32 protein-coding genes and 1 tRNA gene are annotated in these 24070 nt (G+C 56.7%); 23 read left to right on the plus strand and 10 right to left on the minus strand.

All coding sequences use genetic code 11. The features are described from left to right. Positions 1-6: 6 nt before the first annotated feature. The 5 genes from D6877_RS11895 to D6877_RS11915 all read left to right on the plus strand — a co-directional run bounded on the left by D6877_RS11895 (position 7) and on the right by D6877_RS11915 (position 3610). Positions 7-768, plus strand: a complete 762-nt coding sequence (locus D6877_RS11895; protein WP_024012002.1) for an MBL fold metallo-hydrolase — start codon at positions 7-9, stop codon at positions 766-768. 28 nt (positions 769-796) lie between these two features. Then, on the plus strand, positions 797-1510 hold the full coding sequence (gene purC, locus D6877_RS11900; protein ID WP_016771262.1) for a phosphoribosylaminoimidazolesuccinocarboxamide synthase: 714 nt from the start codon (positions 797-799) through the stop codon (positions 1508-1510). Between the two features lie 84 nt (positions 1511-1594). Beyond that, positions 1595-1684, plus strand: a tRNA-Ser gene (locus D6877_RS11905). A 331-nt stretch (positions 1685-2015) separates the two neighbouring features. Next, complete coding sequence (locus D6877_RS11910; RefSeq protein WP_130910893.1) at positions 2016-3128, plus strand: AAA family ATPase; 1113 nt, start codon at positions 2016-2018, stop codon at positions 3126-3128. Further along, on the plus strand, positions 3125-3610 hold the full coding sequence (locus tag D6877_RS11915; protein WP_130910894.1) for a hypothetical protein: 486 nt from the start codon (positions 3125-3127) through the stop codon (positions 3608-3610). Before D6877_RS11910 ends, D6877_RS11915 begins: the two co-directional genes overlap by 4 nt. 111 nt (positions 3611-3721) lie before the next feature. Here the strand turns inward: D6877_RS11915 and D6877_RS11920 are convergent, their stop codons facing one another. The 10 genes from D6877_RS11920 to D6877_RS11970 form a co-directional block, all read right to left on the minus strand. Beyond that, positions 3722-4939, minus strand: a complete 1218-nt coding sequence (locus D6877_RS11920; RefSeq protein WP_130910895.1) for a DUF3596 domain-containing protein — start codon at positions 4937-4939, stop codon at positions 3722-3724. Beyond that, on the minus strand, positions 4936-5151 hold the full coding sequence (gene xisR, locus D6877_RS11925) for an excisionase family protein (protein ID WP_130910896.1): 216 nt from the start codon (positions 5149-5151) through the stop codon (positions 4936-4938). Before xisR ends, D6877_RS11920 begins: the two co-directional genes overlap by 4 nt. A 166-nt stretch (positions 5152-5317) precedes the next feature. Then, positions 5318-5725 carry a hypothetical protein gene (locus tag D6877_RS11930; RefSeq protein ID WP_130910897.1) on the minus strand — a complete coding sequence of 136 codons (408 nt, stop codon included), beginning with the start codon at positions 5723-5725 and terminating at the stop codon, positions 5318-5320. A gap of 75 nt (positions 5726-5800) precedes the next feature. Further along, a complete protein-coding gene (locus tag D6877_RS11935; RefSeq protein WP_130910898.1) occupies positions 5801-6613 on the minus strand; it encodes a DUF2303 family protein in 813 nt (270 codons plus the stop codon). Positions 6614-6654: 41 nt separating this feature from the next. Then, positions 6655-7005, minus strand: a complete 351-nt coding sequence (locus D6877_RS11940) for a hypothetical protein (RefSeq protein ID WP_073473053.1) — start codon at positions 7003-7005, stop codon at positions 6655-6657. 60 nt (positions 7006-7065) lie between these two features. Beyond that, positions 7066-7308, minus strand: coding sequence for a pyocin activator PrtN family protein (locus D6877_RS11945; RefSeq protein WP_073473050.1), 243 nt, complete (start codon positions 7306-7308; stop codon positions 7066-7068). Continuing rightward, positions 7305-7688, minus strand: a complete 384-nt coding sequence (locus D6877_RS11950; RefSeq protein ID WP_130910899.1) for a hypothetical protein — start codon at positions 7686-7688, stop codon at positions 7305-7307. The genes D6877_RS11945 and D6877_RS11950 overlap by 4 nt, the downstream gene beginning before the upstream one ends. Beyond that, complete coding sequence (locus D6877_RS11955) at positions 7685-7963, minus strand: hypothetical protein (RefSeq protein ID WP_095667284.1); 279 nt, start codon at positions 7961-7963, stop codon at positions 7685-7687. The genes D6877_RS11950 and D6877_RS11955 overlap by 4 nt, the downstream gene beginning before the upstream one ends. 9 nt (positions 7964-7972) lie before the next feature. After that, on the minus strand, positions 7973-8539 hold the full coding sequence (locus D6877_RS11960; RefSeq protein ID WP_130910900.1) for a deoxynucleotide monophosphate kinase: 567 nt from the start codon (positions 8537-8539) through the stop codon (positions 7973-7975). A 329-nt stretch (positions 8540-8868) separates the two neighbouring features. Continuing rightward, positions 8869-9567, minus strand: a complete 699-nt coding sequence (locus tag D6877_RS11970) for a S24 family peptidase (protein ID WP_241662888.1) — start codon at positions 9565-9567, stop codon at positions 8869-8871. 418 nt (positions 9568-9985) lie between these two features. On the opposite strand from D6877_RS11970, the gene D6877_RS11980 reads away from it, so the two are divergent. From D6877_RS11980 to D6877_RS12065, 18 genes are all read left to right on the plus strand, one after another. Continuing rightward, positions 9986-10474, plus strand: coding sequence for a phage regulatory CII family protein (locus D6877_RS11980; RefSeq protein ID WP_034156300.1), 489 nt, complete (start codon positions 9986-9988; stop codon positions 10472-10474). Next, the gene (locus D6877_RS11985; protein ID WP_101158491.1) at positions 10467-10673 is read left to right on the plus strand and encodes a TraR/DksA C4-type zinc finger protein; all 207 of its coding nucleotides are present in this window, start codon (positions 10467-10469) and stop codon (positions 10671-10673) included. The genes D6877_RS11980 and D6877_RS11985 overlap by 8 nt, the downstream gene beginning before the upstream one ends. Beyond that, positions 10670-13372: a bifunctional DNA primase/polymerase gene (locus D6877_RS11990; RefSeq protein WP_130910902.1), complete on the plus strand. Its 2703-nt coding sequence runs from the start codon at positions 10670-10672 to the stop codon at positions 13370-13372. Before D6877_RS11985 ends, D6877_RS11990 begins: the two co-directional genes overlap by 4 nt. Continuing rightward, positions 13369-13704, plus strand: coding sequence for a hypothetical protein (locus tag D6877_RS11995; protein ID WP_130910903.1), 336 nt, complete (start codon positions 13369-13371; stop codon positions 13702-13704). Before D6877_RS11990 ends, D6877_RS11995 begins: the two co-directional genes overlap by 4 nt. An 8-nt stretch (positions 13705-13712) precedes the next feature. Next, the gene (locus D6877_RS12000) at positions 13713-14183 is read left to right on the plus strand and encodes a hypothetical protein (protein WP_241662889.1); all 471 of its coding nucleotides are present in this window, start codon (positions 13713-13715) and stop codon (positions 14181-14183) included. 191 nt (positions 14184-14374) lie between these two features. Continuing rightward, on the plus strand, positions 14375-14719 hold the full coding sequence (locus tag D6877_RS12005) for a phage holin family protein (protein ID WP_130910920.1): 345 nt from the start codon (positions 14375-14377) through the stop codon (positions 14717-14719). 135 nt (positions 14720-14854) lie between these two features. Further along, positions 14855-15472 (plus strand): terminase small subunit, encoded by a 618-nt coding sequence (locus tag D6877_RS12010; protein WP_130910904.1) that lies wholly within the window; start codon positions 14855-14857, stop codon positions 15470-15472. Further along, positions 15469-17496, plus strand: a complete 2028-nt coding sequence (locus D6877_RS12015; protein ID WP_130910905.1) for a phage terminase large subunit family protein — start codon at positions 15469-15471, stop codon at positions 17494-17496. The genes D6877_RS12010 and D6877_RS12015 overlap by 4 nt, the downstream gene beginning before the upstream one ends. 1 nt (position 17497) lies before the next feature. Continuing rightward, entirely contained in the window at positions 17498-17704 is a 207-nt protein-coding gene (locus D6877_RS12020; RefSeq protein WP_130910906.1) for a hypothetical protein, read from the plus strand. After that, positions 17704-19185 (plus strand): phage portal protein, encoded by a 1482-nt coding sequence (locus tag D6877_RS12025; protein ID WP_130910907.1) that lies wholly within the window; start codon positions 17704-17706, stop codon positions 19183-19185. The genes D6877_RS12020 and D6877_RS12025 overlap by 1 nt, the downstream gene beginning before the upstream one ends. Further along, on the plus strand, positions 19182-20336 hold the full coding sequence (locus D6877_RS12030; RefSeq protein WP_130910908.1) for a head maturation protease, ClpP-related: 1155 nt from the start codon (positions 19182-19184) through the stop codon (positions 20334-20336). Before D6877_RS12025 ends, D6877_RS12030 begins: the two co-directional genes overlap by 4 nt. Beyond that, positions 20333-20677 (plus strand): head decoration protein, encoded by a 345-nt coding sequence (locus tag D6877_RS12035; protein WP_130910909.1) that lies wholly within the window; start codon positions 20333-20335, stop codon positions 20675-20677. The genes D6877_RS12030 and D6877_RS12035 overlap by 4 nt, the downstream gene beginning before the upstream one ends. Before the next feature lie 61 nt (positions 20678-20738). Further along, complete coding sequence (locus D6877_RS12040; RefSeq protein WP_130910910.1) at positions 20739-21734, plus strand: major capsid protein; 996 nt, start codon at positions 20739-20741, stop codon at positions 21732-21734. 2 nt (positions 21735-21736) lie between these two features. Beyond that, a complete protein-coding gene (locus D6877_RS12045; protein WP_130910911.1) occupies positions 21737-22057 on the plus strand; it encodes a hypothetical protein in 321 nt (106 codons plus the stop codon). Beyond that, positions 22054-22719, plus strand: coding sequence for a hypothetical protein (locus D6877_RS12050; protein WP_130910912.1), 666 nt, complete (start codon positions 22054-22056; stop codon positions 22717-22719). Before D6877_RS12045 ends, D6877_RS12050 begins: the two co-directional genes overlap by 4 nt. Beyond that, the gene (locus D6877_RS12055) at positions 22712-23224 is read left to right on the plus strand and encodes a hypothetical protein (RefSeq protein WP_130910913.1); all 513 of its coding nucleotides are present in this window, start codon (positions 22712-22714) and stop codon (positions 23222-23224) included. The genes D6877_RS12050 and D6877_RS12055 overlap by 8 nt, the downstream gene beginning before the upstream one ends. Then, positions 23221-23805 carry a phage baseplate assembly protein V gene (locus D6877_RS12060; RefSeq protein ID WP_130910914.1) on the plus strand — a complete coding sequence of 195 codons (585 nt, stop codon included), beginning with the start codon at positions 23221-23223 and terminating at the stop codon, positions 23803-23805. Before D6877_RS12055 ends, D6877_RS12060 begins: the two co-directional genes overlap by 4 nt. A gap of 56 nt (positions 23806-23861) precedes the next feature. Further along, a partial coding sequence (locus D6877_RS12065; RefSeq protein ID WP_130910915.1) for a hypothetical protein occupies positions 23862-24070 on the plus strand: 209 nt, incomplete at its 3' end.

Here is a 24070-nt window from a genome sequence, read left to right on the forward strand (position 1 = left end):
TTCGATATGCGTTTTGCCGTTCTCGGCAGCGGTAGCCAAGGGAACGGCACGCTGATCGCCAGTGCTGATACGTACGTGCTGGTGGATTGTGGTTTTTCCCTGCGGGAAACCGAAAGACGTCTCTTGCGCCTGGGTGTGCACCCGGCGCAACTGAGCGCGATACTCGTGACCCACGAACATGCCGACCACGTGCATGGCGTGGGTTTGCTGTCTCGGCGCTACAATCTGCCGGTCTACCTCAGTCGCGGCACGTTGCGCGGGATGCGCAAACCGCTTGAACCGGCTGGTTTTCTGGCCGGCGGCGAGCAACTGCAGATCGGCGCACTGAACGTCGGGGTCATTGCCGTGGCCCATGACGCGCAGGAGCCGACCCAGTACGTTTTCAGCGATCAGGAACAGCGGCGCTTCGGCCTGTTGACCGACCTGGGGTCGTTCTGCGAGCGGGTGCTGGACGGCTATCGGGACCTCGATGCATTGATGATCGAGTCCAACCATTGCCGCGACATGCTGGCCCGTGGTCACTACCCGTACTTTCTCAAGCAACGGGTAGGCGGCGAACGCGGACATCTGAACAACCATCAGGCGGCATTCCTGGTGGCCGAGTTGGGCTGGCAGGGTTTGCAACACCTGGTCCTGGCCCATCTGAGCAGCAAGAACAACCTGCCGCAGCTGGCCCGGCAATGTTTTGTCGACACCCTCGGGTGCGACCCGGACTGGCTGCAACTGGCCGATCAAGATTCAGGGCTCGACTGGCGCCACATCGCCTAGCCCACCTACTTAGCAAGCGGAGCCCATCATGGAAAAACGTGAAGAACTCTACCGCGGCAAAGCCAAATCGGTTTACAAGACCGACGACGCTGACCGCTTGATCCTGCTGTTTCGCAACGACACTTCGGCGTTCGACGGCAAGCGCATCGAACAGCTCGATCGCAAAGGTATGGTGAACAACAAGTTCAACGCCTTCATCATGCAGAAGCTCGAAGCGGCCGGCGTGCCGACCCAGTTCGACAAACTGCTGGGCGACAACGAATGCCTGGTGAAGAAGCTCGACATGATCCCGGTCGAATGCGTCGTGCGTAACTACGCCGCCGGCAGCCTGGTCAAGCGTCTGGGCGTCGAGGAGGGCATGAAGCTCAACCCGTACACCTTCGAACTGTTCTTGAAGGACGACGCCAAGGGCGACCCGTTCATCAACGAATCCCACGTCGTGGCGTTCGGTTGGGGCACCGCCGAGCAACTGGCGCGCATGAAGGAACTGTCGCTCAAGGTCAACGAAGTCCTGAGCAAACTGTTCGACGACGCCGGCCTGCTGCTGGTCGACTTCAAGCTTGAATTCGGCGTGTTCAGCGACGGCTCCATCGTCCTCGGCGACGAGTTCAGCCCGGACGGCTGCCGTCTGTGGGACAAGGACACCAAGAAGAAGATGGACAAGGACCGCTTCCGCCAGGGCCTTGGTGACGTCATCGAAGCCTACGAAGAAGTCGCCGCTCGTCTGGGCGTACCGCTTTAATCGACGCAAGCATCTGATAGCACGGAAAAAATTTCGTTTGGGGGGTTCGCAACCGACGAAAGTGTTGTTATGATGCGCGCCGTTGGAGAGATGCCAGAGTGGCCGAATGGGACGGATTCGAAATCCGTTGTACCTTCACCGGTACCTAGGGTTCGAATCCCTATCTCTCCGCCATTATTGAAAAAGATGAAGCCCCCGTAATCATTGCTGATTGCGGGGGCTTTTTCGTTTCTGATGTTTGGAATAGGGCATTTTTAGGGCAAATAATGCGTTCGCATGGCCGCTATGGCTGCCCTACGCCCAAGCTTCTGATACCGGCAGATGGACTTACCACCGAGCTGCGCGGACCTAATGCGTTGCTGCTCGCAGTGTCGTTTGGAAACAGCCTCGTTGTGAAGCTACATACCTTCACCTAACATGCACTCAGCATGAGGTAGTGGTATGGTGACAAGAGTGAGCCTGCTAGTCGAAAATCTTGTCGACGCCGATTTAGAGTGATCTCAACATGTTACAGCGTTTATACATTCATAATTTCAAAACCTTTCAAAACTTTGAGCTGAAGTTTGAAGGCAAGCATTCGTCTTTGTTAGTTGGTAAGAACGGCGCTGGAAAATCTTCTATCGCTAAGGCTCTGTCGGTTTTACAGGGGATTGGGCGAGGTGTGAATCGTGTCGGTCTGTTGGTAAAGCCGCAAGATTTTTTCGCAGCACAAACCAGTCAACCTATGCGATTCGAAGTCGAGGTTCGCCTTCAACAAAAGACTTATCGCTATATTCTGGTTTTAGAACTGCCGGAAAAATTCAAAGAGCTGCGGGTACATGAGGAAAAGCTTGAGTGTGACGGTGTGCCTGTGTACTGGCGTGAACAGGCGCAAGTCTCACTTCGTAAGAATCAAGCAGCTGATGAAGGTGCGCGATTTCTTGTAGACTGGCACCTTATTGCATTGCCGCTCATCCAAGAACAGTCATTGACCGATCCAGTTCATATTTTCAAAGCATGGTTGGCACAAATGGTGATCATCTCACCGATCCCTCAAATGATGTTTGGAGAATCATCAGAGGAAACTCTATGGCCAACAGCCACTGGCAACAATGTGGTGGACTGGTTAGCTGGATTACTGGGGCAATATCCAGCAGCCTACACGTCTATATCTTCTTATTTGCAAGATGTAATGCCTGACCTAAGGGATTTTCGTTACGAGAATTTAGGTAAAGAGAACAAACGTCTTATCGTTAACTTCGCTACAGAGTCAGGCACGTTGCCCGTAAACTTCGAAGAGCTATCGGATGGAGAAAAATGTTTCTTCCTTTGCTCTGTGATTGTTGCTGCAAATAAATCGTATGGTCCGCTTTTATGCTTCTGGGACGAACCGGACAACTATCTGTCGTTAGCGGAAGTGGGGCATTTTGTTCTTCAGCTACGCCGTGCCTTCGAGCAGCGGGGGCAGATCATGATGACTACACATAACGAGGAGGCTATTCGTAAATTTTCCAACGAAAATACTTGGTTGATTGGTCGGGCGAGTCATTTAGAGCCTACACAGTTACGATTGCTGGATGAGCTTAATCTAGGTACTGACGTAATACAGTCTCTTATGCGTGGAGAATTGAATATATGAGCGTGAACGTCTACAGGCCTCACGTTCTTGTGTTAGCGGAAGATGATGCCAATCGCCAGATCGCCAACGGCTTTCTGCTAGACCCAAACATAAAAACTCGTAACATCCAAGTACTTCCATCTGTAGGAGGGTGGGGTAAAGTGCTAGAAAGCTTCGTCAGTGATCACGTCGATAAACTTCGACAATACAGCTCGCGGCATTTGGTGTTGTTGATCGACTTTGATGGGCGGATTGACCATAGGAAACGCCTCTTTTTTGATGGGTTTCCAGAAGATGTACGAGACCGAGTTTTTTTGTTAGGAACGTCTAGCGAACCCGAGCCTCTAAGAGCGGACTGCGGAAAGTCGCTTGAAGAAATTGGGAAGTCCCTGGCGGAGGAGTGCTTTCACAAGAGTTCAACTTTATGGCTGCACCCCCTACTGGTGCATAATTCCAGTGAGCGCCAAAGAATGACCGATAATGTGAGTGAAATAATTTTTTAACAATGCCAACTTTTCATAGGCTGATTATCTGTGTATCAATGAGATGATCAGTGTTGGCAGTTCTTTTCGGTTGCTAGTATAAAATCAGGCCCTTTTAATGGGCCTGTATTTTCATTCCTTTCTAAAGCCAAGCATTTTCGAAACGATACCCGCCATGCTCTTGGTGTCCTTCGGTATCCATCTACCGTAATGTTTTCTCACCATTGTTGTGTCGGCGTGCCCAAGCTGTCTGGCCACCCATTCGACTGGCACATAGCTCGACAGCATCTGGCTAGCAAATGTATGGCGGCACTGATTGGCACCTCTGTGGCGGACTTCGGCCTTTTTCAGGTGGGCGGTAAACCAGTTGCTCAATGTTTTGCCGCTCCAGAGTAAGCCGCTGGTGGAGCTGCGGAAAAGGAACCTCACTTTCATTTTCTTGGAAGTGATGTTGTCGCGTTGGATAACCGTGATCTCTTCGGCTTGTGCGTCCTTAGCGGCGGCCACGATCTCCTTCATAAGTTCGAGGGCAGGGTCTATCAACTCAATGACTCGTACCCTTGAGCGTTCCTTGGGAACTTTGAATTCTCCTACTACCAATGCCCGCCGGACGTGTACCAGGCCGGCTTGGAGGTCTACGTCTTCAGCAGCCAGTCCGATAAGCTCGGACAGAGACAGCCCGGTCCAGCAGTTGAACTCAATCATTCGGGTGTCAGCTCGCCGGCCAGGGTCCGCTTTACCGATCAACACGATCTCGGTGCGACTGAAGGGGTCAGCATGCTCGAGGTCGACGTCTGACCCGACGTTGCTGATCCGGTCGAGCGGGTTGGCTTTCAGTATTCCGTCCCCGAATGCGTCGGCCCAGACTCCGCGAACGACAGTGAAAATGTCGTTCACTGTCTTCGGGGCCAGACCTTGCTTCAGCAACTGAGCTTGAAACAGCTCGATGTCGCTCTTGCTGATGTCGACAATTCGGCGCTTACCGAATTTCTTCTCGACGTGGACTGCTTTGCTCACGTAGTTGACGACGGTACTTGAAGCTTTGAGCGCCCGCTGAACCTCTAGCCAGCGATCAATGCCTTCCTTCACTGTACGCTTCAGCGAAGGGCCACCAGTGCCTGTGAACATTGCAGCCCTGGGTGATTTCGGAAAGTGCGCCGCGTAGTCGAAGCGACCCTCTTTGATTTCGGTGAGGATGGTCCGACGCTTGTTATCCGCATACGCAATAGCAGCCTTGTTTACTTTCGAGATCCCTTCCAGCGGTTCCCGGCACCGTTGGCCATTGAAGATGAACCATATGCGCAGCTGCTTGCCGTTCATCTCAACGCCGGTCGGCATCTTATCGCTCATGGTTTCCCTTCCATCCAGCGCTCAATGGCTGCGCGGTTGTAGACGATTACATTGGCAGGGTCATACCGCCAGTGCTTGCCTTCAAGCCACAGGCCTCGGGAGCGGTACTTGCGGACTGCTTCGGTGCTCAGGCCGAAAACCGGGTACAGCAAGTCTTGGCGGAACCAGGCGCCCGGTGTGATGTGAAAGTCAATTTTCTCTGCTGCACTCATTGTGATTTCTCCGCTGCTCGCCGGGCGATACCTTCGGCTTGGCGCTGCTTGCTGCATTGTTGATGGTTGCCATGTGCTCGCGATGTGTCGCACTTGTCGCAGATGGTTTGTAAGTCGAGAGGTGGCATTTGCCCTCGGCGAATTCGAACCGTTCGGCGTAGCGCTGTCATGTGTTCACCGGAGCAAGAATGGCTGCCATGGCAAGCGCCTTATCACGCAGCTCAATCGTGTCTCTTTCGAGTTTTTTACCAGTGCGGAAGGCGGCGAACGTCTCGGCGGCAATCCGAAGCTTCTCGGCGATGTTGAGTAGCGTCTGGCGTTCGGTTTCGCCGAGTGACAGTCCTTCTTGAAGACGCATGCTGAATCGCGCCAGTCGGGCGTGGTCAGCCTTAATGAAGTCGAGGGAAGCCTTCAATTCGCGAATGGTCTTTGCGCTTTCGGCGCGTTGGATCGCATCGCTTTCTTTCATGCCTGCGGACATACCGTCGTTATGCCCCATGAAATAACCGGCCCAGACAAGTAGTCCGGCCAAGACGATCAGGGCGATGAGTGCGCAGATTTGAATTGCAGTCATGTGCTGTGTACCTCAGTAGATCCCTCCGCAGGGATTCTTGGTGAGAGGCCGGCGGAGGGGGGGCGGATGAATGGGTTAGCCCAAGTTGAAATTGCCGATAGTCAATTGCGCGCCGCCCCCGACTTCGTGCTGCACGACTTCCTTGAATTCTTGTGCCAAGTCTTCGCGAAGCTGTTCTTCTCCAATCCAGCGCAGGCGCAACAGGGGTTTGTCCCCGCCGGTGAGAACGGCTACACGCAGGCGGATGATCTGGACTTTCAGCCCTTCATATGGCTCGACGGTGAACAGGAATTCAGCAGGCAACCCTTCTGAGGACTTCGCCTCAATCTGGTCCATCGCTGAACGGGAGGCGCTTAGGTCGCCGACGATGTGTTCGCTCTTGCGTGCTTGCTCGATGCTGATGGAGCGGATGGCACTCGCGGCTTTACGCAAATCGATGGGAGTGTCATCAGCCGCGAGGGCTTGGAGATTCGATGCCCAATCCTCGATCCAATCGCTGAGGTCTTTCTGTGCGAACTGAATGGAGGCCGCACGCTCCAGCGCCCGGAACGCAGCAGTTTTTCTCAAGTTCAGGGTGGCGGTGAAGTCGCCGTGCCCTGGTGACTTGGTGTCGCCCAGGTTGAAAATGACTGTGCACGACATTGCTTCGGCGTCCACAAAACCAGACGCGACAACCTCGGCACTTTGCGTCATAACGTAATTGCCGAAGTCCAGCAGCGAGTGAGTAGTGAGCGCGCCGCGGAACCGGCTACGAGCGGCTTGAAATTTCTCGATGCTGTGGATCTTCTGGTCAGACGGCAATACCAGCGCTGGGGTGAAAGTATCCAGCGGCTTGGCATAGGCCAGAACGGCGGTGTCCTGAATCAACTGAATTGCTTTGGCTTCCATTGAATCGACTTCCTTTGGTGAGAGGTTTGGAATCGAACGGTTTAGGACTTCGCGTGAATCGGTGCGTCGTCGCGGTTGAATAGCTGACCGGCGCGGGGGGCTTCGGCGAACAAAGTCAGGCGACCGCCCTCATTAACGTGCATCGGGGTATCGAGGGTGGTGTCCTCGGTACGGCTGCCGCGTTTGGTAGGCACCTTGTAGGCGAGCTTGTGATTGACGGTGACTTGATGACTGTTGGCGATCTGCTTCAAGGTGAAGGTCAGAGTGACCGAGCCGACCTTGCCGTTATCAACTACTCCTGATGCCACTTCAGAAAGGGCGTGACCGATCTGATTGGCGAAGACGCCTGCGTTGAGTTCGCCGATGAATTCGGCCGTATCCGTAGGTTTCATGTGCTGTGCCTATTGATGTGCGATTTGTTTGCCCCTGGACGGCAGAGGCGACCGTTGAAATCAAGCCGCTTGCTTTGCCGCTTGGGCGTCGAGGAACTCGGCCAGGTCGTGCAGGTACACCACTCGTTGTGCGCGAGCCGACCCGTGCAAACGCTTCACGACCAGCGCGATACGACCTGCCTTGATCTCGGCCAGTAGGTAGCGGTCGGTGCGAATGTGTGCGAAGTACTGTTCCCGAACAGCGGCCAGGGTCGGGCATGGAGTAGCGAACTGACGTCGCAATTGTTCAAGTGTGTTGCTCACGCTGCGTTCTCCCCGAACCCCTCCAATGGGGGCAGCAACTTGAGGCGAATCAGCTCGGCGAGGCCTTCCTTACTTTTGCCCATTGCAGCCGCACAAATGTTGCCCTTGGCGTCAGCCACTACCGCGCCGAATGGGTACTCAGGCGAGTTGGTCGGCGTAACGTAGGCGACTTGCCCGTCAAGGATCATGTTGTTTACGCAGCGGAATACCTCGGCCAACTCGGTGCTTAGTACGGGCATGCTTTCCAGTAATTGGATGGCTTCCGTCGAGGCGCCAACGAGCGTTGCGCGGCTGACTACCCCCGGGCAGTTCAAGTAGATCGGGATCAGCTTCAGGGCGCCGAGGGCTTGCGTGTAGGCATTGAGGTTGTTGGTTTTCATGCAGCGGCGTCCTTTTTGGTAATGATGATTCCTAGCTTCTTGGCCAGCCATTCGATCCCTTCTTCCTTCACCATCACCACGGAGTAATGACGGCATTTGTTGAGGGACGGAATCACGGTGCTGCGCGGATCCGAATACAGATAGCCGCGATCACGGTGCTGGCTGGCTAGATCGCCACTGCTATTGAGAATGCCCAGCTCGCGCAACCTGGTGCGGAAGGCGCGGGGCTTGAGTCCGAGCAATGCGGCGGATTCGTCCAGGGTGCGGTTTGTCATAACGCAGCCTCAGGCCGCCGCAGCACGGGTGTGCAGGGTGTCCACAATATGGTTTAGGTTGGTGAACAACTCTTCGAATGGCCCATCATTCGGTAGCCAGATATCTCCGGGCGCGCGCGCGACACCGTTTTCACTGCTGTGCTGGTTGACGGTGAGAGCAGCTATCCGCTCCATGTGAATCACCACGCCGCCACGTTTACGGATGAAGTCCGCTTCGTTTTCGAACCTCACGTCGCTGACGACAAAGCCGCGTGTTTCGTCGTGGGTGCGAGCGAGTAGGTCGAGATTCTGTTCCGCAAGCAGCAGCCAGAGTTCGGGATGCACGTTGTTACGGCCCCACTCGGTGCCAAGTGATTGCATTAACTGGCGAGGGGATCGGCCGAGCCATGGCAGCGGCAGTTCCTTCTGGGCACCGTCGAAGTCACAAGGGCTCAAGTTGAGGATGTGCATCAGACCGTCACGCAGTGGGTCAGCGAACGCGTAAGCCTGGAATCCATGGTGGCTTACCAGATGCTGCGCGGCGGTGTCTTTACCAGAGCGGGCGACGCCAGCGATGCCAATTAATAGAGGCTTCATGCTGCATCACCCCCGAACGGTCCGCATCCGTGAGTGATGACATTTGCTTTTGCCGGTGCTAAGCGATTGCCAGGCGCGACGATTACCAGTAGGCCGGTGAGTTTTTGAATCTCTTTTACGGCTTCTGGGTTAGTGCAAGCTGATGGGTGTAGGTACACCGGGCAACGAGTGTTGCTGTGCTGTGTTGTTTGCATGTTCGTACTCTTTGGTGAGAGATTTACAATGCAAACGATACAAATGCGTATTGATTCAGTCAATACGTATTTGAATTGATTTTTTCACGAAGCAAAAAAAGCCCACATCGCTGCGGGCCTGTTTTGGGTTATGTACTAGAAAATTTCAAGCTTCGAAAATACTACGCCACAAATGATTGCGTCGGCCCCTAACTCAATGATCGGCTCTGGCCATGCTGGATTCAGCGGTTTCAGAAACCGGCGGCTGCCCTCCATCACCAATTGCTTGAAAGTTGCTTCTTGGCTATCCATGAGCTTGGCAATTACAAGAGAACCATTCTCCGCATCTTTCGCGGGATCAACAAAGATGATGTCTCCGTCTCGAAAGGATCTACGTTCATGTTGATTGAACATGGATAGTCCACGTACTCGCAAGGCATAGCTTTGGCTGCTATGGGATGCTGCGCATGGCAGCCATATCTCCGCATCATCAAGGGTCCTAACGTCTTCAATCTCACACCATGCGCCGGCCTGAACCCAAGAGATGAGAGGGACATAGCCTTTAATAGCTGGTCCAGGTTCAACGTTGGTCTCATTCGCAGATGGCGCGCCCTGATCAATCATCGGGTCTTTGTGTTCGCCTCCCTTCCAAAGCCAGTTGCTGCTGACCTTCAAGGCTTTGCTGATCTTTTCGATATTTTCATGGCGTGGGCTGGTTACCGCGTTCGTCACAATTCTATGAATCGTCGGTTGCGGAACGCCGGAGCGTCGGCCGAGCTCGCCTTCCGACAGCCCCAATTCCTGCATGCGTTGGGCGATGCGGTCTCCGATCACTTTTTCTCTGCCTTGATTCAAAAACGTATCGCCGAGTGTATTGAATCATTCAATACGTTTGTGTATTGTGACGACCAATGCAAAAGCGCATCGGTGAACGATATGACTATCCAAGAAATGCTTGCGGAGCTGCTTCGGTCTGGTTTGTCCCAGAGGGTTATTGCAGATCGCGTAGGAACAACACAGCCGACTATCAATCGCGCCGCGAAAGGTGCAGATGTTCGGTACGTAACGGGTAAGGCAATCGAATGCCTATACACCCAAGAGAAAGAAGCGGCCGATCTTAAGTCGGCAGCTTAAAAGGTGCTGAGCTGGGGCCTCTCACCAAAGAATCCCCCAGCCCAGCTACGACGATACACAGCACATGCACATCGGTCGTGGTCGTAGGATAGGGTTTACCCTGGGCTATGGCTACACCGTAAACAGGGGATTTACGGTTATGAGTCGCACAGATCTTTTGCCGGACGCTGGTCCGGTCCTGCCACTACGCCAAGCGATTTATCGCGCTGGTCGTGACTACAAGGGCGGAATCACCGCCCTTGCCTTTGAAATGGTGTTGGACAACGACACCCTTCAGAAGAAACTCAAGCTCGATGAAGAACGCCGCTGGCTGAATCCAGATGAGCTTGAGGAAGTGATCAGGCTGACCGCTGATCCACGCTTGCTGGATGCGTTGATGCGTCCAGCAGGTGCGGTTTGGTACCGGCCCGTGGCCGTACCGGCAACCCGTGATGCCTTGAAAGCGGTTGGTAAGCTACTCGGGGAAACCGGTGAATTCGTGGCCAAGATGCACGACGGCGCGGCGGACAACGTCTGGGAGCTTCATGAAGTCGTGGATCTCGAAAAACACGGAATGGATGTGATCCGCGAAGTCCTTGGGATCATGGCGGGCGCTCGTCAGGCGATGGAGGATCGCATCAATGGCTGATGATATCGACCGCGCAAACGAGCAGGCGCAATACTTGCTTGATGTTGCTATTCATCGCAGTCGCCGCGTGCCATCGAGCCGCGTTAGCGCGCAGTTCTGTGACGACTGCGACGAACCAATCCCTTTGCTTCGACAGCAGAAGGTTGAAGGTTGCGAGACCTGCGTCTCTTGTCAGGAGTTGCGGGAGGCCCGGCGATGAGTGAATCGGGCAAAGGAACAGCCATCGCCACATGGGCAAAGCGTTACATCAGGACTTTCGACTTGGCACTCGTGTCGATTGATCCAGGTGAGAAGGCTCCGAAAGGCATAGGGTGGAATAAGCCCGGAGGCTATATCACCGACGCCGACACGGCCGAGGCGTTTTGGCAACGAAACCCAAATCACAACCTTGGCGTCGTGCTGGGGCCGAGCCGCGTTTGTTCATTGGATGTTGATGACGTCCAATGGACGCGTCATGTTCTGTATGAACTGTTGGGCCTTGACCTTGATGCGATGACAGTGGTGTTCCCGACTATCGTCGGGAATCCGCTGCGATTCCGGGTAGTGTTCAAGGTTCCGGAAGGCGTTGAACTCACGCGTCATTCACTTTCATGGCCGAATGAAAAAGACCCGGACGGTTCGATTTTCAAAGGGTTGATGGACAAGGCCAAGTCTGCGAAAGAGCAGGGTGATCTTGCCGCAGAAGCTGCTGCACGGACCGAAGCCGAGCCGTTCAAACGCTTCACGGTCTTTGAACTACGTGCGGGGTTGGTGCAAGACGTATTTCCACCATCAATTCATCCCGGTACCGGCAAACCTTACATCTGGAAAACCGCACCGAGTGCCACTGAGGGGCTGCCGACGCTGACTCACGAGCTGCTAACCATTTGGCAGAATTGGGAGCTTTTTAAGCGGGATGCTGAAGCTGCGTGTCCATGGGCGGTTGCGCTACCAAAGCCACCAGTCAAAGCCGTTAAGCGTGCTGCACTCGGTGGCGGTAAACGGCCCTCGGTGATCGATGAATTCAACCGTTGTCACGATGTTGCAGAGCTTCTGCGAACTCATGGGTATATCAAGCGCGGCAGCAAGTGGTTGTACCCTCAAAGCAGCACCGGTCTGCCGGGGGTGACAATCAGCGACGAAGGCAAGGTTTATTCACACCACGGTGCTGACCCTCTCGCGAACGGACATCAGAATGACGCCTTTGAAGTGTTCTGCTTACTCGAGCACGGCGGCGACCAGTTGAAGGCTGTGAAGGATGCGGCGCGAATGTTGGGCATGCAACACGCTGCCCGTCCAGATCCGAATGATCTTCCCCCCACCCCATCCGGTGAATTGAGCGGGCCGATCTCTGGCGAAACATGCCCGTCCAGCGAGGCCGCTCCTGCTCCTGACGGGGGGGCGGGGGAGGTCATAACGTTGGACCACATTCTGCGTCGTTTTGCGTTGGTCGAGGGCACCACGCACGTGTGGGATTGCGACCAATCGAAGGTAATGAAGAAATCCGCCTTCGAAGCTCGTGTGGGCAAGCCTCTGGCCAAAGCCTGGTTGGATGACACCGGAAAGAGGCTGATTTCTGACGACCATGTTCGCGAGATCGAGCAGGCGCGCCGCATGGCTGGGAAGAAAGGCGGTGCATTCGGGATGTCTCCAACCGATCGCTACGTTTACATCGATGGCACCAAAGACGTTTGGGATCGCGAAAAGAAGCGGCGCATAGCCGAGGGCGCGGTGAAGATGGCGCTGGGTGACACTTACCCGCTGTGGCTGAACAGCAGCGAGCGCCGCACCGTTGATGTTGAACACATCGTGTTTGATCCGACCATGACGAAGGATCCTGCGGTGTACATCAACACCTTTGACGGGTTGCCGCTTGAGCCAGTCAGGGATGATGCAGCGTGTGCCAACCTGCGTTGGCTGATCTCATTTCTTTGTAACCATGATGAAGCGGCAACCGATTGGCTAACTCGCTGGCTGGCGTATCCGCTGCAGCACTTGGGCGCCAAGATGGACACCGCTGTGTTGATGCATTCGATTATGGAAGGTTCGGGCAAGAGCCTGTTGTTCGCAGACGCGCTCGGCATGCTTTATGGCCAATACGCGGCGACTGTTGGTCAGACGCAGTTGGAAAGCAGTTTCAACGCGTGGCAAAGCCGCAAATTGTGGTCGGTCTTTGAAGAGGTAGTCAGTCGCGATCAACGTTACAACCAGGTGGGCAAGATCAAGCACTTGATCACTGGTAAAACGGTGCGGATGGAGTCGAAATTCATTAATGGCTGGGAAGAGGCCAACCATATGAATGCGGTGTTTCTCAGCAACGAGATTCTTCCGTGGCCAATCAGCGACAGTGATCGACGAATGCTAGTCATGTGGCCTATGGAGACTCTGCCAGTCGCACGGCAAAAGGCGATTGGTCGTGAACTGGAGCAGGGTGGGGTGGCGGCGCTCTACGGTTGGTTACTGTCGGTCGATCTAGGGGACTTCAATCAGCGCACGCGGCCGCCATCGACCGAGGCGCGTGAGCGTTTGGTGGCCTTGAGTCGGGCCGGCTGGCAAACATTCTTGCATCTGTGGAAGTACAGCGAGCTGGGGCATGGGCTTTGGGGGCCGTGTCTATCGACCGACCTCTATTCGTTGTTTCTCGAATGGTGCCAGCGCAACAAAGAGCACGTAATGAGTCAGACCAAGTTCTCTCTATTTATCAGTTCCGAAGTGGATAAAACGCGGGCGATACCTTGGACAGATGGCAATAACCGTCGCTTCGGCGCGTTTTTCTTTCCTGTGGATCTGGATGCTTCCCCGCCCCCATCACTCAAGGCGGCAGAGCTGGGCAAGCAGGTGGAGAATTGGCGGGCGAAGGCCAAGCTGGCGGGCTGGCACGTGGACAGCTGGGATCACATCAAGGCGCTTGCAGCATGACTATTTTCAAAAGTGTGTTGGGTGTGTTGAGTGTGTGTCGGGTTGATTTTGAATACCCCACACAATTTGAGTGCCCTAATTACATGCCTTCGCGGGTGTTGTGTGGGGTGTGTTGGGTTTTGTGTCGCGCACGCGCATGCATGACGTTCTTTGCATCGAATTCAATAGAACGATTTTTTTCTTATGCGAAGACTAATAAACCCAACAAACCCAACACACTCAACTCAAGTTCGATTAAAGCATTGGATTTAAAGGGATTTATTTGTGTTGGGTTTGTGTCGGGTTGTGGTTTTTCTGTGTTGGGTTCGGTTTTGCGGGGGGCAGGGCTGTGATTGAGTCAATGGAGTTGTTGCTGAAACATTGGGGCGAGCAATGCCGACAAGGCGGTGAGGCTGGTGGCATGGGCAGCCCGATGGCCACGATCATGGAGTGGGGCGGCTGTGCGCCGCGCGGCACGCCCGGATCACGGATCCTTCTTGGCGGTGGCGCAGGTCCAGATGCAGTTGCTCAGGAAGTTGGTGCCGCTCTTTCCGAGATTGCCCGTCAAGATGGTCGGGGTGAGAGGCTGCAACAGTTGGCGGTTTTGCGTTATGGCTTTGACCCTGCGCCGACATGGGCGGCGCAGATGCATGAACTCGGTTACGTCTCAAAGGCGAAGCAAACCTACTACGATCTTGTGCACCGCCTTCATGTCCGACTCTTTGAGGTGCTGGCCGAGCGCAAGGACGCACGTAAGTGGCTGACCGTTGGTCGGGGCGCTTTACCTCAAAGTCTCCTCAAAGTTGCGTCAAAGTTGCGTCAAGTTGGATAACCGAAAATGCCCCCTTTTCGGTTCCGTACTCAGGGGGTAAAAAGCCCCCACGATATGGATTCTGCGCCTTGGCGCTTCCCCGAGCACGTGCTGTGCACTTCGTCCTGGCGTACGCCGCGACACTGAAAACCCTGCCCCGCGGCGGGGTTTTCTTTTTTGTGTTCGGCATGCTCCTTCACTTGAGGCACAACATGACAAATGAGCAGCAAGCGCTGGCAGAAATGCCGATCTGGTTGGTGATCGTCCTGGCTCTGGTCGGCGGCGTATCGGGTGAGATGTGGCGAGCAGACAAGGATGGTGCCCGGGGCTGGGCGCTGATGCGTCGGCTTGCGCTTCGATCCGGTGCCTGCATTGTCTGCGGAGTCTCAGCAATGATGCTGATGATCGCGGCGGGCATGTCGCTCTGGACGGCGGGCGCCTTGGGTTGTCTCATGGCAATGGCCGGTGCAGATGTAGCCATCGGCTTGTACGAACGCTGGGCTGCCAAGCGGCTTGGCGTGTGCGATGTCCCGCCGAATGGCGGCGGACCAGCCTGAAACCGCCGGGGACCCTGGGGTTATTCGGAGGGTACGGGGTCGGAAACCCGCGCAACTCGGTATCTGCGAGCACTGAAAAGTTACTGAAATTTCAATCACTGAAATCCCATTGAAAAAAGGACTGAAAAGTCACCTATGACTGAGCCTCTCTACCTATCGAAAAGCGCTTTCGCTGCTCGAATTGGAAAGGCGCCCAGCACCATCACCTGGCTGAAAGACAACGGGCGTTTGGTGATGGCGCCGGATGGAAAACGGGTCGATGTATACGCGACAGAAACCCTCATCAAACAAACAGCAGATCCCAGTAAGGCCGGCGTTGTAGCCCGCCACGAACGTGAGCGGTTTGTGAAAGATGGCCCCAGCGTCTCGATCCCGGAAGTACCGCCTCCGATCTTGCAAGCTGCACTGCATCCGAGTGTCCCCGGTGCCGAGGCACTCCCCGACTTTCAAAAAGCCCGCGCGCGAAAGGAGCACTTTGCTTCGCTTAGCGTTGAAGCTGATTTTTACAAGGATCAGGGGGTGCTTGTTGAGTCGGCGGTAGTCGACAGAGCCGCGTTCGACACAGGTCGGCTGCTGCGAGATCTGCTCATGACAATGCCGACTCAGATCGCCCCAGAGCTGGCGGCTATGACCGATTCATGGATGGTGGAAAAACACTTGTTGGCAGCGTTACGCCGAACACTGGAAGACGCCGAACGGATGTCTTCCGCTGATTTGCAGCGTGCGCTTTCAAACACGGGAAATAAACCATGACCAGTTATGCCGACGGCACCGAGGTATACCGCGCTGGATATTTTCGCGGGCTGCGACCGGAGCCAGAACTGTGGGTTGACGAATGGGCCGACCAGTTCATGCGGATCCCACAAAGCCAGGGCGGTGCTGAACCTGGACCCTATCGTACGGCACGCACGCCGTACGCACGTGAACCGATGCAATGTCTATCACCGGCGCATCCGTGCAAGCGGGTGGTGACAATGGTTGCCTCGCAATTGATGAAAACTCAGATTGCTTTGAACTGGATCGGCGGCTGCATTCATATGGCGCCTGCGAACATCCTTTTGCTGGAACCGACGCAGCGCTTGGCACATGACATTGCCGCTCGTTTTGACCAGGCTGCAGAAGTGGTTCCTGAGTTGCGCGAACGCATTGTGAAGCCGCGTTCAAGGGAGGGCACCAATACCTCCGGAGTCAAACAGTTCGAGGGTGGCCGGTTGTTCATTGCGACCGCCGGCTCGTCTTCCAACCTCGCAGAAAAATCGGTGCGTTACGTCTACGGCGATGAGATTGATCGTTGGGAGATGGATCTGAACAGCGAAGGCGATCCGGTCAAGCTTGCGGAGGCGCGAGCCTCAACGTTTGGGCGCAACGCCAAGTTCTATTTCTCTAGCACGCCAACTCTCAAAGGGGCATCGCGCATTGATGATCTTTTCCGCATCAGCGATCAACGCCACTTTTATGTGCCGTGCCCACACTGCCAGCATATGCAGGTGCTCGACTGGTCTCATCTAAAGTGGGACGAGGCGTATGCTCAGGTTCAGTACCTTTGCAATGGGCCTGATTGCGGCGCGCTCATCGATGAACATGAGAAGGCGACCATGCTGGCGAAGGGGGAGTGGCGCGCTCATTCTCACGGTGACGGCGAAACCATCGGCTTTCAGCTCAATGCCCTTTATGCGCCCCTTGGATGGACTAGCTGGGGCCTGCTAGCTCGTGAGTTCGACTCAGCGATGAGCGAGCAGAAAAAAGGCAATCAGTCGCTCATGCAGGTGTTTTACAACACTAGGCTTGGGCTGCCTTGGGACAGCGCGCTTGAACAGACCAAAGCTGACGAGCTTCAAGCCCGAGCGCTGCAAGAAACTTACGTGCTCGGCACCGTACCAATGGGCGCGCTGATGCTTACTGCCGCAGTGGACGTTCAAGGCAATCGTCTTGAGTTCATGGTAATGGGCTGGGGTGTCGGATTGGAGCGTTGGGTCATTGACCATCAGGTCATCATGGGTGACCCATCCGACGACAGAACATGGGAGGCGCTAGATACCAAACTCAAGGCTCGCTACCGGCACCCTAGTGGAGTCGGATTGGGCATCCTCGCTACCGCAGTTGACTCGGGTGGACACCATACGCATGAGGTTTATCAGTTCTGCCGCATTCGCCGTTGGCGAAATGTCTTTGCAGTAAAAGGCGAGAGTCGTAAAGGCAAGCTGGTCATCGCTCAGCGTCCGTCCCGCGTTGATGTTAATTGGCGCGGGAACATCGAAAAGAATGGTGCCGAACTCTGGATGATCGGCACCGATACGGCGAAGGACTGGATCTATAACCGCTACGCGCTGGAATCTGGGCCCGGTGCTTTACATTTCGCGAAGGATCTACCTGATGACTTCTTTGCCCAATGCGTGGCCGAGCGCAAGGTTGCTCGTTTCGTTAAAGGTCAGTGGCGCGTTGAATGGACGAAGGGCAAGGCGGATCGCAACGAGGCGCTCGATTTGATGGTGTACGCGTTAGCGATGGCCGAGTACCTGGGTTTGGGTCGTTATCACGCAAGTGATTGGGATCGAGTACGGCAATCGCTCATGCAGCATCACTTGTTTGAAGACAAGTCGGTCCCGGCTGATCCGGAAGTACCTAGTTCTTCAAATGAGACTCCTAAGGCGTTACCTGTCTCGAAAACATACTCCGCCCCGCCTGCTGACTCTGTTCAATCAGTTACACCACGCCACCAGCCTATGGCTATTCCTCCACGCCGCGTTAGTAAGAGCGGCTACCTCAAGAGACGCTGATATGTCCTTTACGAAAAAGCACCTCGACGCGGTTGAGGCGGCCATTGCTCGCGGTGAAAAAACTGTGCGCTACACCGATCGTACTGTGGAGTACCGCACGGTCGATGAGCTGCTCAAGGCGCGCGAAGAAATACGCTTGTCGCTGGCGAGTGCAGCTGGGCCACGTTCGCGCGTGGTCCGGCTTTACCACGCAGGGAAGGGGATCTGATGGCCCGACAGTTTCCGACGCTGACCCGTAACGGGTTTGTGCTGCCGTCCAACATCAAGGCCAGTTACGAAGGCGCTGGTGAAGGGCGCCGTTCCACTGGCTGGGACGCTCCCGACAACGGGATCAACAGCATCAACACGCCGGCGTTGCGTAACCTGCGGTCGCGCTCCCGGGCGGCGGTTCGCAATGACCCGTATGCCTTCAATGTCATCGACAAGCGCGTCAGTAATCTGATCGGCACGGGCATCACTCCTCGGCCTACGACCGACGATGATGCGTTGCGCAAACTGCTGCAGGAGTTGTGGGGGGATTGGGTCGATGAGTCGGATGCGGATGATCGCACCGATTTTTACGGCCAGCAGGCGCTGGTAGCGCGCACGGTTGAAACCTCGGGCGAATGCTTCGTTCGGTTGCGGCCGCGCGGTATGGATGAAGGCTTGGCCGTTCCGCTGCAGCTGCAGATCCTCGCACCGGAATTTGTGCCGCACGACAAATTCGAGACCACCAAAAACGGCAACGTCATCCGCGCCGGTATCGAGTTCACCCCAGGCGGCAAGCGTGTAGCGTACTGGATGTATTTGTCGCATCCGCGTGATGCGGCCTCGCTGAACGCCGGGTACAACCAGCTGGTTCGCGTGCCGGCGACTCAAGTGCTGCACATCTTCGAACCGGTCGAGCCGGGCCAGTTGCGCGGTGTGCCGCGATTGTCGCCGGTGCTCAAGCGCCTGCGCAGTCTCGACAACTACGACGACGCAGTGTTGTTCCGCCAAGAGGTGGCCAATCTGTTCGCTGGTTTCATCAAGCGGCCAGCGCCGGAGTCGGGGCAAACGCCCCGCGATCCTGTTACCGGCGCCTTGTTGGATCTGGATCGTGACGGCTTCACGCCAATGGTTGCGCTCGAACCCGGCACCATGCAGGAACTGGGCGCGGGAGAGGAGGTTGAGTTCTCCAAACCGCCAGACGCCGGCAACAATTACCCGGACTTCATGCGGCAACAACTGATGGCTGCTGCAGCGGGGTCGGGTACGCCTTACGAGATCCTCACCGGCGACATGCGCGGTATCAACGACCGAGCGCTGCGGGTGGTGCTCAATGAGTTTCGCCGCCGTCTGGAACAACTGCAATTCAGCGTGTACGTCCATCAACTTTGCCGCCCTGTGCGGGCCGCGTGGATGGACATGGCAGTGCTGTCGGGCGTCCTGGTACTGGACGATTACGCACAGAAGCGCCGCCAGTACCTGCGCACTCGCTGGGTGCCACAAGGCTGGGCCTACATCCAGCCAGTACAGGACGTACAGGCGCGGCGGATGGAAGTACAGGCCGGGTTTTCTTCTCGCAGCGAGATGGTGCTGCGCACCGGCTACGACGCCGAAACGGTCGATCTGGAAAACGCTGCCGATCTGGCACGGGCCACAAAACTGGGCCTCAACTACAACACCCTTGATGCCGTCGAAGACACCGACGACAAGGAGCAACCATGAGCAAACAAGCGCGACCGCGCATTTACAACCGCGCGGGAAAGCGCGTCGAGGTTCAGGACAAGACCTGGTACGCCCTGCAGGCCAGCGGAGAGGCCACCGAGCGGGTGATCGAGGTTTTCGTCTATGGCGAGATCGGCGCGTGGGGCATCACTGCCAATCAGTTCGTGCAGGATCTGCGTGCCATGGATGACGGCGTTTCACCGGTGGTCGCCGCGTTCAACAGCATCGGCGGCGATCTTTTCGATGGTCTGGCTATGCACAACGCGCTGTCGCGTCTGGGCGAGCGCTGCACCGGGCGGATTGATGCGCTGGCAGCGAGCGCCGCCAGTGTCGCCGTATGCGGTGCCCACCGGGTGGTGATCGCTTCCAACGCAATGTTGATGATCCACAACCCGTGGACTTACGCTGCCGGTGATGCCGAAGGCTTTCGCAAGATAGCCGATGTTCTCGATCAAACCATGGAAGCGATCATTGCCGCGTACAAGGCCAAAGCCCCCGAAATTGATGAGGTGGAGCTGCGGCGTTTGGTGGCGGCCGAAACCTGGCTGACCGCCAACGAAGCGGTGTCTTTGGGTCTGGCCGATGAAGTGGGCGACGGCGTCAAGGTCAAAGCCTGTCTCGGTCAAGGCGCGGTGCTGCAACGATTCCAGAACGCACCGGCTGAACTGCTGGCCCAGCTCGATGAGCCATCTGAACCGGATCCGGATCTTGAGCCTGTCGATCCGCCGCTGGTGCCGCCTGTAGTCGACTCGTCCAAGTTGGCGCTGTTGATCACTCAACGCTGTACGGCGGCAGGCATCATCAACCTGGTCGAACCGCTGCTCAAGTCCACCAAGCTTGAAAGTGAAGAAATCGTTTTGGCCGGCCTGGCACGCGCCAAGGCGGTGAATGACCTTTGCGTCGCCGCGCGGCTGCCTGAGTTCAGCGCCGAGTATGTCGCGGCAGGTCTGGATGCGCCGGCGGTGCGGGCGCGTCTGTTCGACAAGATTGTCACCAGCGGTAAAGGCTTCGAGATCGACAACAGTCTGCCGCTGGCGGACGACCCAGCGCCCAAGGTGCTGGCCAAACAACCTGATCCCAACTCGATTTGGGCTGCTCGCCAAGCGGCCCAAACTGGAACCGCGCAAAGCGCGAAAGGAGCACGAGCATGACCATCAAACAGGAACCGATGCACGCAGGTGAATTCCTGCTGTCCGAAGGCGCCGGCACCATTTCGCGTGAAGCGATCAACGTCGCGGCCGGCCCAGCATTGTGGCCGGGACAAATCCTCGGGCTGGTGATCGCCTCCGGCGAATTCGCACCCTACGACCCGACTGCTGAGGACGGCACCGAAAACGCTGTCGCCATTCTCTACGGCCCGCTCGGCGAATCCGACGTGGTGCGTCGCGGTCGTGCCGTGGTGCGGTTGGCCGAGGTCAGTGAAGCGCATTTGACTGGCCTCGATCTGGCTGCCGAAAAAGCCTTAGCCGCACATTCTGTGATCGTCCGCTAAGACGTTTCCTTCTTTCATGCATCCCGCCGCGTGCGGGATTTTTCGTTTCTGGAGAGTACCCATGGCCGATATCGCCATTTTTGAAGACGAAGCGTTTACCGTTACCTCGCTGACCGCTGCACTCAATGATCAACCGTACCTGCCGGGCCGTATCAGCGCCTTGGGCCTGTTCCGCGAGGAAGGCATTACCACCCTGACCGTGCAGATTGAAAAGGACGGTGACACCCTGGCACTGGTGCCGGCCGGTGAGCGCGGTGGTTCTGGCCTGGTGGTTGCTGCGAGCAAGCGCAACCTGATCCCGTTCAACACCGTCCACCTGCCTGAGCGCTTCACGATCAAGGCGGATGAGATCCAAGGCATCCGCGCCTTCGGCACTCGCACTGAGCTGCAGGCGGTGCAGGATGTTGTCAATGCACGCCTGGCAAAGGCGCGTCGACAGTTGGACGCCACGCATGAATTCCAGCGCATGGGCGCACTCAACGGCCAGATCCTCGACGCTGATGGTTCGACGGTGCTGCTGGACTTGTATGAGCGCTTCGGTGTTCAGCGTCAGAAGTTGTCCATGGGGCTGACTGAAGCCGGTACCGAGCTGCGGGTTAAGTGCGGTGAGGCGCTGGACATGCAGGAGGATGCGCTGGGCAGCGTGACCAGCACCGGCTCGCGCGCCTTCTGCGGCAAGAACTTCTGGAACAAGCTGATCGTTCATAAGTCGGTCAAAGAAACCTACCTTAACAGTCAGCAAGCGGCGGCCTTGCGTGGTGATGCGCGCGAAAGCTTCGAGTTCGGCGGCATCATCTGGGAGCGCTATCGTGGCAAGGTCGCCGGTGTGTCTTTCGTCCGCGACGACAAGGCACTGCTGGTGCCTGAAGGCGTGCCGGATCTGTACATCTCGGTGTTCGCGCCGGCCGACTACATGGAAACGGTCAACACCCAGGGCATTCCGTACTACAGCATGATCGAGCCGCTGCCCTTCAACAAAGGCATGGCCGGTGAGGCGCAGTCGAACCCTCTGCATCTTTGCACTCGACCGCGCGCTCAGATCCTGCTGGAACTCTGACCGTGGGCTTTCGCGATCTGATCGCCGAGGTCGACGCGGTGGTGTTCGAAACGCTGGGCGACACTGCACGGATCGAAGGTCGCGAAGAGCCAGTGTTCGGCATGTTCGCCGCGCCTTGGCTGCAACCCAAGTTCGGCAAGCTCAACACCGGGTTGCGCGAGCCTCGCTTCGAGATCCGCGTCAGCGATTCGCAAGGTCTGCAGCAAGGCATGCTGGTCAGCGTTGACTTGCCTGCCTTGGATGGCGGCGGCGACTACGACCTGATCCAGCTCGAACCGAGCGGTGACGGTCTGGTCGCTTTGATTTTGAGGTTGCGCCCATGAGTGTCGGCAGCTATTTCAAACCCTCGGCCGGGGGCGGGATGATCTCCATCCAGTCCTCGGCCGCAGACTTTCAGGCGTTCCAGGACTTTGCCAAGGTGGTGCCGAAAGCGGCTGCGGCGGCGCATCGGCGCGCGATCAACAAGACGTTGGGTTGGTTGCGCACGCACATCGCCCGAGCGGTCAGTCGCTCAGAACGCATCGCAGTTGCGGCGGTCCGTCAGCGGTTGCGCAGCTACCCAGTTTCCGGCGGTGCCGCGAGCGGCAAGCTGTGGTTCGGTTTGAACGCCATCGAGTCCAGCCGGATCGGCCGGGCGCGGCAAAGCAACAGCGGCGTGTCAGTAGCGGGGCGGCGTTACCAAGGTGCCTTTCTGAAAAAGGTCTACGGCAACAAACCCGATATCTGGATACGCACGGCCAGCAAGCATTTCAACGCGGATGACTACCCCGACAGCACGGTGTCACCCGGTCGCGGGCCGAGTTCGGGTTGGGTCGCCGAAAACGGCAGTCGATTCCCGCTGGCCAAGGCCAAGGTATCGCTGGAGCAAGCCCGGCCGCACTTCGAAAGCTGGGTAAAAAAAGCAGATGAGCGCCTGCTGGAGATCCTCAAACAGGAACTCAACTTTGAGCTGCAGAAATACCTCAAGAGGATCGGCAATGTCTGAAGAACCGTTCAGCCTGAGCCAGCTTTATCGGGCGGTAGAACAGCATCTGCGTACCCACTTGCCTGGCGTGCAGGACGTCACGGCCTGGCCAGACATTAAGGATCGCGTGTTGCTGCCAGCGGTGTTTCTGGAGGTGGCCGAGATCGAGCCGGGTACCGATATCGGCACCGGCGAAACCTCGCTGGTCTGCAAGTTCGAGGCTCGGATCATTGTTGACCCGATCAAGGCGCACCATCATCAACAGGCCGTGCAATTAGCGACGCAGTTGGCGGTGCTGCTGCGTTCGCAGACGTGGGGGTTGGCAGTTGAACCCGCCGAGTTTGTGCAATCGCTGCAGGACTGGACCCAGCCGCACCTGGATGGATACACGGTGTGGCTGGTGGAGTGGACTCAGCAGGTTTATCTCGGCGTTGAGGAATGGCCGTGGCCGGACGAACCGCCGGGAACGTTGGTGTTTGATGTTGAACCTGGTGACGGCCCATTCAGGCCCGAGGATCTGTCATGAGTTATGCCAGCGCTCAGCATGACCGCATGATCGCGGGGGCGGTAAAGGCTTGCTACGTGGTCGCGGTGGATCTGTCCGCGTCACCGCCGGTATGTCGCGTGTCAGACGGCAGTGAATGGGTCAGCGCTTGGGTGCGCTGGCACAGCATCGCCGCCGGCAAGGCAAGGCACTGGCGGGCGCCGTCTTTGGGCGAGCAGGGCAGTTTGATCAGTCCCAGCGGTGACGTGTCGCAAGGCACGTTTGTCCCGGGCCTGTATGGCAATGCTGGACCGCCGCCAGATAATCGCGACCATGTCGAGGTCTGGCGCTTCGATGATGGCGGCTCGCTGGTCTACGACTGGCAGGCCAAGTCTTACACCATCGCCCTGCCGAGTGGCACGGCGGCGATCAAGGTCGGCGGCACGGACGTCGTCGTTACGGATAACGCGGTAACGGTGAAGTCGGGGACGATTGATCTTGAAGCGACCGTGAATATCAAAGGGCCTGTCAATATCGACGGCGCGTTATCCGTAACGGGCAACATCGACGGCGCTGGCAACATCATGGCCGCCGGCAACAGCGACAACCACCACAAGCATTAACCCAAACATTTATCCAGCCCGCCCAGTGCGGGCTTTTTCATGCCTGGAGAAAATACATGGCCAAGATCGATACGACCTCAACTGAGGTGCAAACGTCCTCGGAGCAGGCAATTGCATCCTCAACGTTCTCATCGCCTGAGTCCTTGAAATTTCGCGACAAGGTCTACACGTCGCGCTTGTTGATCGTGCCCGGTAGCAACCGTTCCTATGCGGTGGAGAAGGCGACGGTCGTGGTGCCGGCCTCCGACCTCGAGGCGGTCAAGTT

It is taken from the genome of Pseudomonas sp. Sample_9 (genome assembly GCF_004307535.1).
Classification (GTDB): domain Bacteria; phylum Pseudomonadota; class Gammaproteobacteria; order Pseudomonadales; family Pseudomonadaceae; genus Aquipseudomonas; species Aquipseudomonas mercuritolerans.